At 72.9% G+C, this 12,016-nt stretch carries 7 protein-coding genes and 1 pseudogene; 3 read left to right on the top strand and 5 right to left on the bottom strand.

Annotation, left to right across the window (positions count from 1 at the left end; all coding sequences use genetic code 11):
- Positions 1-143: 143 nt before the first annotated feature.
- Positions 144-1,217 (bottom strand): chitinase, encoded by a 1,074-nt coding sequence (locus ACFVGO_RS32870; protein WP_380635756.1) that lies wholly within the window; start codon positions 1,215-1,217, stop codon positions 144-146.
- A 90-nt stretch (positions 1,218-1,307) separates the two neighbouring features.
- Positions 1,308-1,808: pseudogene (locus ACFVGO_RS32865) on the bottom strand (carbohydrate binding domain-containing protein); the annotation flags it as partial.
- A 347-nt stretch (positions 1,809-2,155) separates the two neighbouring features.
- Here ACFVGO_RS32865 and ACFVGO_RS32860 point away from each other — a divergent pair.
- The gene (locus ACFVGO_RS32860; RefSeq protein ID WP_380635741.1) at positions 2,156-5,869 is read left to right on the top strand and encodes a hypothetical protein; all 3,714 of its coding nucleotides are present in this window, start codon (positions 2,156-2,158) and stop codon (positions 5,867-5,869) included.
- Positions 5,870-5,896: 27 nt separating this feature from the next.
- On the opposite strand, the gene ACFVGO_RS32855 is transcribed toward ACFVGO_RS32860, so the two are convergent.
- The 3 genes from ACFVGO_RS32855 to ACFVGO_RS32845 all read right to left on the bottom strand — a co-directional run bounded on the left by ACFVGO_RS32855 (position 5,897) and on the right by ACFVGO_RS32845 (position 9,981).
- Entirely contained in the window at positions 5,897-7,516 is a 1,620-nt protein-coding gene (locus ACFVGO_RS32855) for a S8 family peptidase (RefSeq protein WP_380635739.1), read from the bottom strand.
- A gap of 451 nt (positions 7,517-7,967) precedes the next feature.
- Entirely contained in the window at positions 7,968-8,465 is a 498-nt protein-coding gene (locus ACFVGO_RS32850; RefSeq protein ID WP_380354615.1) for a MarR family winged helix-turn-helix transcriptional regulator, read from the bottom strand.
- Positions 8,466-8,619: 154 nt separating this feature from the next.
- Positions 8,620-9,981 (bottom strand): DUF3533 domain-containing protein, encoded by a 1,362-nt coding sequence (locus ACFVGO_RS32845; RefSeq protein ID WP_380354612.1) that lies wholly within the window; start codon positions 9,979-9,981, stop codon positions 8,620-8,622.
- A 270-nt stretch (positions 9,982-10,251) separates the two neighbouring features.
- Between ACFVGO_RS32845 and ACFVGO_RS32840 the strand changes: the two genes are divergently transcribed.
- Complete coding sequence (locus ACFVGO_RS32840; protein ID WP_359906804.1) at positions 10,252-10,926, top strand: MerR family transcriptional regulator; 675 nt, start codon at positions 10,252-10,254, stop codon at positions 10,924-10,926.
- Positions 10,927-10,971: 45 nt separating this feature from the next.
- Positions 10,972-11,895, top strand: coding sequence for an endonuclease/exonuclease/phosphatase family protein (locus tag ACFVGO_RS32835; protein WP_380635736.1), 924 nt, complete (start codon positions 10,972-10,974; stop codon positions 11,893-11,895).
- Positions 11,896-12,016 lie beyond the last annotated feature (121 nt).

Raw genomic sequence — 12,016 nt, 5'->3', positions numbered from 1 at the left:
TCCGGTCGGTGACCGGGCCGCACCCGGAGCGGTGCTCCGGGGCGCGGGCCGTCGGCGGGAACTCCGGGAGCTCCGGGGGCTTCAGGAGCTCCGGGGACTCCGGGGACTCCGGGGACTCCGGGGACTCCGGGGACTCCGGGGTGTCAACGCCCCTGGAGGCGCTTGACGTTGTCGCCGAAGGACCAGCCCTTCGAGCCGTCCCAGTTGAGCGACCACGTCATGAGCCCCTTCAGCGAACCGTTGAAGGCGTTCCACGACTGGCCGACCAGGCCCGTGTCCATGTAGCCGCCGCCCGCACCGGGCTGGGCCGGCAGGCCGGGCACCTGCTTGTCGTAGGGCACCCGGATGGTGGTGCCCTGGATGGTCAGGCCGTTGTTCAGGCAGGTGGTCTGCGCGGTGAAGCCCTGGACGGTACCGGCCTGGTAGGAGTCGCCGGAGCAGCCGTACATGCTGCCGTTGTAGTACTGCATGTTCAGCCACCACAGCTGCCCGTTGTCGGCGTACTTCTTGACGATCGGCAGGTAGGCGCCCCAGATCGACCCGTAGTTGACGCTTCCGCCGGTGACGTACGCGGTCTCGGGGGCCATCGTCAGGCCGAAGCCCGCGGGCATCTGGGACAGCACGCCGTCGATGATGCGGATCAGGTTGGCCTGGGAGGCGGACAGCGTGTTGATGTTGCCGCTCCCGGACAGGCCGGTCTCGATGTCGATGTCGATTCCGTCGAAGTTGTACTTCTTCAGGATCGGGACGACGGTCGCGACGAACTTGTCGGCGACGGTGCTGGAGCTCAGGTCGATGCCGGCGGCGGCGCCGCCGATCGACATCAGGATCGTCGCCCCGGCCGCCTTGGCCTGGCACATCTCGGCGGGGGTCGAGACCTTGACGTTGGTGTCCATGCCGTCCTGCCACAGGACGGTGCCGTCCGAGAGGATCACCGGGAAGGCGGCGTTGATGACGTTGTAGCCGTGCGCGGCGATCCGACTGTCCGTGATGGGCGTCCAGCCCATGCCGGGGTGGACGCCGTTCAGGGCGCCGTCCCAGTTCTCCCAGTACCCCTGGAGGACCTTGCCGGACGGCTTGGGCTTCGTGGGGCAGGTGTCGCTCGGCGGCGTGGTGGTGGGCGGCGTCGTGGTCGGCGTCGACGACGTCGGAGGCGCGGTGGTCGGCGTGGTGGCGGTCGGCGAGGGGCTGCTGCCGCCGGGGCCGGTGAGCGACACGTCGTCCGCGTAGAACGCGGGCTGCCCGTACCAGCCGTGCAGGAAGACGGTCACCGAGGTGGTGCTCGCCCCGGTGGTGAAGCCCACGCTGAGCTGGCTGTACGAGGCGCTGTTCGCCGTCCAGGTGGAGGCGTTGGTGACACCGGTGCCGGTGGCGCCCAGGTAGATGTAGCTGCCCTGGACGTAGGCGCTCAGCGTGTACTGGGAGTTGGGCTGCACGCTGATGGTCTGGGTGCACTGGGCGGTGTCCTGGCCGGTCGGCGTGGCCTTGAGCGCGGAGGCGCCGGAGTGGACCGGGCTGCTCACCGCCGCGCCCGCCCCACCGGAACAGGTCCAGTCGGAAAGCCCGTTCTCGAAGCCGGGGTTGGCGACCAGGTTGGGGGTGGCGGCCCCGGCCGTGACGGTGCCGGCCACGGCGATGCCGGCGCCGATGACGGCTGCGGCGCTCACCCCGGCGAGGAAGCGCTTCAGGACGGTCGGCCCGGGCTCGGGGCGGCCGGTCCGGGGCACCTGTACCGCGCGTTCCACGGTCGCCCGCTCCGGGCGGAATCCGCCCGACGGGCGTGGGGTGCGCGACCTCCGACGAAACATGCTGTGCTCCCTTTCCGCCGAGCGTCATGGACATGACCGACGCGTGGGGGCGTGACGCCCGGCTCTGGGTGAGGTGGGGGGAAACATGTGGGGCTGTGCCGGACCGGATCGTAGGAGGGGCGGCAAACGGAGTCAATAGGTCTGGACCAATTAGGTCTGGACCAATTGCGGGGGGCGCGGCTCGCCGACCCCGCCATACGGTGAATGCAACCACCTTTAACAGTAGTACTTTTAATAAGTCGTTATGCGCGTTGCCCTTCCTCAGTCACGGCCCACCCGCAAGGCTTCGCCTGTCTCCGCCGGAACGCGCGACCCGCGCCGCCGGCACTTCACGGGGAGGTCTCCACGTGCCCAAGGGGCGACACAACAAGCTTCTGCTGAGCACCGTCACACTGACCGCGCTGGGCCTGGCCACCACCCAGGCGCTCGCCGCGCCCTCCGACGCTCCCGGCCCGCGCCCGCACCAGGCCCAGCACCAGGCCGAGATCGGCCAGAAGCACGCCAAGAAGGTCAAGACCCAGGCAGCCGCCGGCCCGGCGTTCACCGCCAAGTCCGAGGCCCCCGGGGAGGACGAGGGCGACGAGGCGGAGAACTCGGCCGAGGGCACCGCGCAGTACACCGAGGCCCGCACCGCCCCCGGCGTGGTCGCGCCCGGCGCCTACGGCGCGGCCTGGGCCCAGCTGCAGTCGATGCCGCACACCGCCGGCAGCTGGGACCACGTCACCGACAAGCCCTACGACTCCGACGACCCGCGCTACCGGGACGTCAACTCCAACTCCAGCGGCGGCTCCGGCTACGTGACCGGCCGGATCACCGGGCTCGCGGCCGACCAGGACGGCTACGTGTACGCGGGCGGTGCCAACGGCGGCGTCTTCCGCTCCCGCACCGGCGGCGGCCGGTGGCAGTCCATCTCGGACAGCCTCCCTTCCCTCTCGACGGGCACCCTGGACCTCGATGACGGCGGCCGGCTCTGGTACGCCACCGGCGAGTCCAACACCGGCGCGACCTCGTACGTCGGCACCGGCGTGTACGTGCTGCCGGACCCGAAGCGCGGCGAGTTCCAACCCGGCAACCGGGTCGGCGGAGCCGAGCTGGAGTCGACCATCATCCATGCGCTTCGCTTCGGCGGCGGCAAGGTGTGGGCGGCCACCAGCCGGGGCGTGTGGAGCCACTCCACGACGGACCTGTCCGGTCCGTGGACGCTGGAGTTCGCGCCCAACCCGGAGTACCTGCCCGGTGGTTCGAAGGCCGGCGACCCGGCCGCGCCGTACAAGAACATCGCCAACGACATCGCGATCGACCCCAAGGACCCGGGCAAGGTCGTCCTCGCCGTCGGCTGGCGCGGTGGCGACAGCTACAACGGCTTCTACAGCAAGGCCGCGGACGGCACCTGGCAGCGCGTCGGCTCGCTCGGCGACCTGCCGACCGACGCCGCGAACGTCGGCAATGTGACCTTCGCCGCCTCGGCCGACGGGTCGCGCTACTACGCCATCGACCAGTCCCCGGAGGTCTCGGCGACCGACCCCGACACCGGACTCAAGGGCATCTACGTCTCCAAGTCCGGCTCCCCGTTCGGGCCGTGGACCCGGATCGCGGACAAGGACAAGCTGAAGAACTCCGGCTCCGCACTCCAGGACGAGGGTTACCAGCCCGGCATCCAGGCCTGGTACAACCAGTTCCTCCAGGTCGACCCCGCCGACCCGGACCACGTCTACGCGGGCCTGGAGGAGGTCCTGGAGACGAAGGACGGCGGCTCCACCTGGACCGTCCCGGGCCCGTACTGGAACTTCGGCTTCCCCTGCTGGAGCATCGACCCGACCAAGCAGACCGGTGACTGCTCGCAGACCACGCACTCCGACCAGCACGCCGTCGCCTTCGGCACGTACCAGGGCAGGACCAGCGTCTACGTGGGCAACGACGGCGGCGTCTACAGCCGTCCGGTCGCCGGCGCGGCCGACGCCTCCGGCCACGCCACGGACTGGAAGTCCCTGGCCGACGGCACCATGGACACCCTGCAGTACTACTCGGTCGGCGTCGGCAAGGACCCGGCGGACCGCTCGGGCCGGGGCGTGATCGTCAGCGGCGGTCTCCAGGACAACGGCGAGTCCATCCTGCGCGCCCACGACAAGGTGATGGGCTCCAACTTCGGCGGCGACGGCGCCGACACCCTCGTCGACCCGGACAACGGCTGCAACATCGCCGAGGAGTATGTCTACCTCGACGTCTGGGTCACCCAGAACTGCGCCGTCAACAGCGGCGTCTGGAAGACCGACCCGGCCAAGGCCACCTCCTACGAGGTCGCCCCGCCGGACAAGGACACCAGCTCCGCCCGCTTCATCGCGCCGATCACCTCGGACCCCAAGGACGTCAACACCTGGATCGCCGGCGGCCGGCACGTCTGGGTGCAGCACAAGGGCTACGCGATCCGCAGCGGCAGCGAGTGGGCCAACGCCTACGACCTGGGCGCCGGCCACGTCGCCACGGCGGTGGCGACGGTCGACGGCACGGTGTACGCGGGCTGGTGCGGCCCCTGCAACAACGTCGGCTTCAGCCGCGGCATCGCGGTCGGCAAGACCGACGGCACCGGCTGGCACCAGCTCGACCTGCCGGTGGACGGCACCCTGCCCAACCGCTACATCTCCTCGTTCGCGGTCGACGAGAGCGACGCCCAGCACGTCTTCGTCGCCTTCAACGGCTTCTCCCGGACCTGGACCGAAGGCCCCGGCGCCGGCGTCGGCCACCTCTTCGAGACCCGCGACGGCGGAGCCACCTGGACCGACGTCTCGGCCAACCTGCCCGACGTCCCCGCGACCTCGGTGAAGATCCTGCCCAACGGCGGCCTCGCCCTCGGCCGGCATCACCCGGTCCCCGGTCGGCGCCACGGCCTGGTACCCGTCCGCGCCCATGCCGTCCCAGCGTCCGGCGACATCGGCCTCGGAGTCCTGGCGGGCGAGGAAGGACGCCTTCGGGTACCACACGCCGACGGCCCAGTCGTGGACGCTGTAGGTGGAGACGAGCGGACCGCGCACCCGGTCCGCGAAGGCGTTCAGCGCGCCCGCGCTGCCGAAGGGGTTGTCCTGGGCGTGGGCGAAGGACCAGTGCGAGAACGCCCCCTGGATCAGCAGGAGCGAGGCGACCGGGCTGTCGGCGGGGGCGCCGACGCCGGCCAGGGCGAAGGAGACCAGCCGGGCACCGAAGCTGTGGCCGAGGAGGTGCACCCGCAGGCCGGGCGAGCGGCCGTGCAGGGTGGCCAGCAGCGGCCCCAGGCCGCCCCGGCCGATGTCGCCGGCCCGGGCCTTCATGATCGAGAACGAGAGCACCCGCAGCACGTCCTTCGCGCCGTTCACGGCGTGCTGGAACCAGTCGCCGATGCCCTGCGTGGAGGAGCCGGGCGGCGCGCTGCCGAAGGCCTCGGCGGCGGCCCGGTACGACGTCCTCGGATCGGCGTCCAGGAGCAGCGCGGTCTCGCCCGCGTCCTCGAACCCGCCGTCGGGCCCGGGCGGCGGCACCAGGGACCGGATCAACTCGTGGATCCGCCCCAGTCGTTGCTCCTTGGCCGCATCGGGCTCGGCCGCACCGGCGGCCGCCACCGCCTCGTCGATGCGTCGGCCGATCTCGGCCACCGTCCGCTGCTGCTCGGGGTCGGCGAAGCCCTTGCCCAGCGACGCGGCGATGTCCGCCCCGGAGACGGCCGCCGTTCCGGCGCTGAGGTCCAGCAGGGCGCCGTCCCCGGCCTGGGGCGAGGCGACCGCCGGTGGCGGGGTCGCCGGCGTGGGCGGGAACCAGAGCGCGGGCCAGTGGACGCCCGCGAACCCCACCGTGCCGAGGTTCGCCGCGCCGCTTCCGGCCTGCCGGATCAGCGGGAACATCGCGTCGTAGAGCTCGCGGGCGCTCTGTTCGTCCACGCCCCACCCGTGGCTGAACACGAACAGGTCCGTCACCCCCTCGGCCGTCACCTCGTCGAGGAAGTCACCCGCCGCCGGCGCGGTCAGCACCCCCTTCTCGTCGAAGGCGAGGTCCCACACGGGCTCGTCGGTCGGCAGTCGCCTCATCGCACATGACCTTTCGGATGGCCGTTCGTCGGTTCGTCATACGTTCGCCAGCATCCGCATCAGGTCCACCAGGCCCGCCCCCTGGGCGTACCGCTCCCGGCCGAGGTCGGTGGCGGAGGCGGTGAGCAGGCTCTTGACCTCCCGCGGTCGGCCGATGAACTCCGGGCGGGCGGACAGGAAGGCCGCGATCACACCGGACACGTGCGGCGCCGCCATCGAGGTGCCGGACTGCTCGGCGTACGTCAGCAGACTCTCCGGCACCGGATCCCCCGGGGCCGGGGTCAGCCCGGCGGTGGCCCGCACGTCGCCGCTGGCCGCCGAGGCGATCCACTCGCCGGGCGCCACGACGTCCGGTTTCATCCGGCCGTCGAGCGTCGGGCCCTTTCCCGAGGTCCAGGTGACGCCGAACGCGTGCGGCGCCTCCCGGTGGGTGGAGCCGACCGCGATGCAGTCCTCGGTGTGTGCCGGTTCGGTGATCGAGCCCATGACGGCCGAGGTGTTGGCGGTGTCCCGGGCCGTGCTCCGGGCACCGAAGTTGCCGGCCGAGATCACCACGACCACACCGGAGGCGACCACCTGGCCCACGGCCTGGCAGAGCGGCGACTGGCCCGCGGCGTACTGGTCGGGCCTCCACTCGCAGCCGAGGCTCATGTTGACGCCGTGCACGCGCAGCACCGCCGGGTCCACGTTGACCTCGGTCCGCAGGTAGGTCAGCGCGCGGATGACCGCGCTGGAGGAGGTCACATAGGTGCCCTGGCGGCTGAGCCTCATGACCTTGATGCTGACCAGATCGCAGTCCGGCGCCATCCCGGACAGCCGGTCCGCGCCGGCCCTGGCGACGAATCCGCCGTCCCCGGGCTCGTCCGGCGTCGCCACCCGCGGCGTCATGCCCTCCGGGGTGCAGCCCGCGATGATGCCGGCGACGTGCGTGCCGTGCCCGCTGTCGTCCACGAGCGGCGACGCCGGGTTCCGGCCCGTCGCTCCGCCGGGCGGCTGCGCCGCGGGGTCGTCCGGGTTCACCAGGAAGCTGAAGTCGCGGTGCAACCGGGTGGTCCTCCCCTGCGGCAGGTCCTCGCCCCGCCCCTCGGCCGCGAGCTCCAGTCGGGAGAAGTGCGGGTGGGCCGCGTCGATGCCGCTGTCGATGACCGCCCACACGATCCCGCTGCCGCGCGCGTCGTAGGCGCGCCAGGCGGCGTTGGCCTTCACCGTGGGTGCCGAGCGGTCGATCTGGGGGTCCAGCGGATAGTCCGGCCACACCCGGAAGATGACGGGCGGCCGCCCGGTCCGGACGGCGGACTGCCGGTCGTCCTCCACCAGCTCGCGGAGGTCCCCCCGGGAGAGGACGGTCTGGTACAGCTTCGGCGCGACCAGCGCGAGCCCCCGCGGCACCTCGGGCTGCACGTGGCTCCCCGAGGTGACCTCCACCGGCCACCACCCGCTCGACCGCCCCGCGTAGTGCTCCCAGAGCGCGTAGAACTCGTCGCGGACCGCCTGGAGTCCGCCGGGAAAGCGCAGGTTCAGCTCGATCAGCATCGGCACCTGCCGCTCCGGGTCGGCCGCGGGCTCCGCGGCCTCGCGGAGCACGGCGCCGGGCGGGGACAGGTTGAGGTCACCCACGATGGGCGACCGGAAGGGGCTCTCCGGCTCGTACGCCATGACCGTTCTCGTCTCCGGGGCGGGCGCGGCGGCCGACCCGTCGGCGCCACCGCTCCTGCTGCGAGTGTCAGCCGGTCCCACAGCCGCTGCAACTCGCCGGTGCCCGCCCCGGCACAGGCCTCCTCCCGTGCTCGACGGCGCCCGTTCGCCCCACCGGTCCGGCCGTTTCGCCCCCTCTCCCCAGGACCGGCCGGGCAGCACGCGCCGGAACGCGGACGCTCCCGCCGTCGCGAAGGTGACGGCGGGAGCGCAACGGCCACGGGAGTCGCGCACGAACGGGCACGACGCCGCGACGACACGACAACGCGGGCGCGACGAGGCGACGACGCGAGGGCGCGGGGGGAACGGCGTGCGCCGGGCCGGTGGAAGCCGAGCGCGGAGCGGGTCACGGCCGGGCGGTCGGCGGGCCGCCGGTTCGCCAGGGCGGCGAGGGTCCGCGCCGCGAGTTCGGTCAGAGCTGCCGACCGGTCCGGGGGGTGCCGGTGTCGCCTTCGAGGAGGTGTTCCAGCCTGGTGAGCAGGCCGGCGAGGGCGCGGTGTTCCCCGTCGTCGAGCCCGGCCATCAGCCGCTGTTCCATCAGGCGGTGCCGGGCGATGACCTGGTCGACGAGGCACAGGCCGCGGTCGGTGAGCCTGAGGTGGATGATCCGGCGGTCGCGTTCGTCGCGCTCGCGGGCGATCAGGCCCTTGCGTTCCAGCTGGTCCGCGCGGGCTGTCATGCCGGAGCCGGTGACCATCTCGCCGGCGGCCAGTTGTCCGGTGGTCAGGCGGTGGGAGGGCCCGGCCTGGCGCAGGACCGCGAGGACGTGGAAGTGGGCGACGGTGAGCCCGTTCTCCTTGAGGGCGGGCGCCAGGTGCCCCTTCCAGAGCGCGATGATGCGGTACATGCGGTCGAGCGGCCGTACGGGCGGGGCCGACGGGGGCGGGGGTGCGGGCGCGTCCTGGGACATGGCGGTTCTCTCGGTGGTGCTGGTTCGTCGGTTCGTCGGTTCGCGGGGTCGCCGCCGGCGGCTGTGTCGGAGGCGGCGCCCGGCGGACCGGCGGTCATGGCGCGGGTCCGGTGCCGACCCGGGGAGGGCCGGCACCGGACCCGTCACGGGCGGGTCACCCGGCCGCCGGGGCCGGCTGCGGCACGCGGGCGGGGCTGCGGTGCAGCCCCTTGCGGTCGTAGAGGCGGGTGACGGCGAGGCCGAGGACGACGGAGATCGCGAAGCCGATGCCGACCATGGCCCAGGCCCGGCCGAGTCCGGCGTCGGCCTGCGCGCCGAAGTAGAGGATGGAGCGGACTCCGTCGACCACCTGGCGGAAGGGCTCGAAGTCGGCCAGGAACCGGTAGAAGTCCGGCAGCGCCTGCAGCGGGATGGTGGCGCCGGCGGACGGGATCGCCAGGCCGACCAGCACCAGCATGGACACGATCGGGCCCGGGGTGCCGAAGGCGGCGAGCAGGGCCAGCCCGGTGATGCCCATCGCGGCCGTGGCGCAGGTCCCGAAGAGCCACAGCAGGGGCAGGTGGGAGGCGTCGATGCCGATGACGCCGACGGCGGCGACCATCGCGAGGGCCGAGGTCAGCGCCGAGAGGACGACCATGAGCACCGAGGCGACCGCGAAGTGGCGGGTCCGGCTGATGTGCTGGGCGGGCGCCGTGCTGCGGAACGGGCCCTTCTCACTGGAGATGTAGCCGAGCGCCGTGTCCACCTGGGTGTGGATCACGTTGGCGCCGAGCATGCCGCCCAGGACCAGGACGAGGGTGTAGAAGAAGGCGCTCAGGCCGAGGCCGCTGTGGTGGCCGAGCGGGTGGCCCTCCTGGATCACGGCCTTGACCGGGTCGGTGACCATCAGCTGGGCGGCGGCGCCCGGCGCGGCCTGGTGCGCCGCGGAACCGTCCGCCGCGGCCGCGCCCGCCTGGTGCGCGGCCTGCTGCTTCGCGAGCTGCTCGGTGAGCTGGTGGCCGAGCTGGACGGACGTGGCCTGGACGACGTTGCGGTTGATCTCCGTGGCCATGGAGGAGCCGAAGCTTCCGGCCGCGGGGTTGGTCAGCACCGTGATGGTCGGGGGGTGCGGGTCGTGCTGGGCCGGTCCGGCGAGTGCGGCGACCGTGGCGGAGAAGTCGTCCGGGATGACGAGCGCCCCGAACACCTTGTCCTTGCCCAGGAGGTCGTCGGCGGTGGCGCGGTCGACCTGCTTCCAGGAGACCTTGCCCTTCAGGTCGTCGGCCCCGGTGACCTGCGCGACGATCTGCGCGCCCAGGTCGATCCGCTGGCCGGCCACCTGGGTGCCGCGGTCCGCGTTGACCAGCGCGATCGGCATGTCCTTCGTCGAGCCGACCGGGTCGTTGTTGGCACCCAGGTAGAGCAGGGACAGGACGAACGACAGCAGGCCGAGGATCACCGCCGACGGCAGCCACAGGCTCTTCCTGCGCAGCAGTCCGCGGGCGCTCACGTTCGCGACACGGCTCGGCTCAGACATCACTCCTCCCGGAGTTCCGGGGCGGGGCGGGGGTCGTGGCGTGGCGCCCGGTTCCGGTGGGGCTTGGGGCTGGCATGGTGCTCCGGTTGCGGTATCGCGCCGTGACGGCGCTCCAGGTAGGGACGAACAGCCGGTTCCCGGCGTTGTGGCTGTTCAAAAGCCCAACTGGAACCTTCACTATCCAGCCCGATAGTGGCACTATCAGTGGACGGAGTCCATTCGACGGCCTGCGAGACTGATCACAGACACCGAGTCCGAGCGAGAGCGCGCATGAAGATCTCCGACCTGAGCCGGCAGTCCGGGACACCGGTCGCCACCATCAAGTACTACGTACGCGAGGGCCTGCTGCCGCCCGGACGACCGCTCGGCGCCACGCTCACGCTCTACGGCGACGAACACGTCCAGCGGCTGCGGCTGATCCGCGCCCTGACCGCCCGCGGCGGCCTGTCCATCGCCGCCACCCGCGACGTCCTCGCCGCACTCGACGAGCCCCTCGACCCGCTCGCCAGGCTCGGAGTCGTCCACTACGCCCTGCCCACGCCCGTGGACGCCGCCGAGACGGAGGCCGTCGACCAGCAGGCGCACCGGGTCGACGAGCTGCTCGCCGCCATGGGCTGGAACGTCTCCGAGGACTCGCCGCACCGCCGGGCCCTCGCCGCGAGCCTGATGGACCTCGACCGCCTCGGCGTCAGCTACCGCACCGAGGACCTCCTCCCCTACGCCGAGGTCGCCGCCACCGCCGCACGCCTCGACCTCGACCAGCTCGAAGGCATCAAGGACCCCCTGCGGCTCGCCGAGCACGCCGCCATCGTCGTCCTCCTGCTCGAACCGGTCCTCGCCGTCCTGCGCCGCCTCGCCCAGGAACACGAATCCCAGCGCCGCACCGCCTGGGCCCGCACCACCGAGAAGCCCGGAGAGAGCGAGAAGCCCCGGGAGAGCGACTGAGCGAGGGCGCCGATGCGGCCCGGCCCGTTGCTGTACCGTCCATCCATGATCGGCTCCGCGCTGGTGCGCCTGGCGACCTTCAACGTCCTGCACGGGCAGCGGCTCCCGGCCGACGGCCACCCGCCGGCGACGGCCCCCGGCACCGCCGCCGTGCACCCGCTCGTCGACGCCGTCGCGTCCCTGGACGCCGAGGTGGTGGCGCTGCAGGAGCTCGACCGCTTCCAGGAGCGGTCGGGCCGGGTGGACCAGGCGCGGGCGGTCGCCGAGGCGACCGGTGCCGCGGACTGGCGCTACGCCTCGGCGTTCCACGCCCGGGCCCTGCCGGGCCGGACCTGGGTCCGCGACCGCTCCGAACCGGGGCTGCGGGTGTACGGTCCGCCGGGCGCGGGCCACGACGGCGAGGTTCCCTCGCACGGCATCGCGCTGCTCTCCAGGCTGCCGGTCCTCGGCTGGCGGGCCCGGCGGTTCGGCGCGCCTCCCCTCGCCGTCCCGCTGCGCCTTCCCGGGCAGGCGGGCCTCACGGTGATCCGCGACCATCCGCGCACGGCACTGGCCGCCGTCCTGCAGGGGCGGCGCGGCCCGTTCACCGCGGTGGCGCTGCACCTGTCGTTCGTCCCGGGGTGGAACGTCGGCCAACTCCTCGCCGTGCACCGCTGGATCGCCGGCCTTCCCCGGCCGCACGTGCTGCTGGGCGACTTCAACATCGTCGGCGCGATTCCCGCGGCCGCGCTCGGCGCGGCCGAGCTCCTCTCCCCGTCGAGGCCCTCGCAGCCCCGGCCGGACGGCCCGCCGCCCCGGTCCGGCTGGCGTCGAGCGGCCCGGGTCCGGACCTTTCCCTCGCACCGCCCCCTGGTGCAGCTCGACCACGTCCTGGCGACCGGGCTCGGAGCGCACCGGGCGGCTTCGGTGCGGGCGCCCAGGATGCCGGTGTCGGACCACCGGCCCGTGGTGGTCGAACTGCCGCTGTAGGCCGGGCCCGTCCTCCCACCGAGGGGGAGGAAGGGCCCGGCCGGTCCGCAGCCCGTCCGCGACCGGTCACCAACTCGTCACCCGCGCACAATGCCGTTCCCTGTCGTGCGGCGCGGTGGCG

This window comes from Kitasatospora sp. NPDC057738 (assembly GCF_042798815.1).
Classification (GTDB): Bacteria; Actinomycetota; Actinomycetes; order Streptomycetales; family Streptomycetaceae; genus Kitasatospora; species Kitasatospora lactacystinica.
This window is presented reverse-complemented; position numbering and strand designations above follow the sequence as displayed.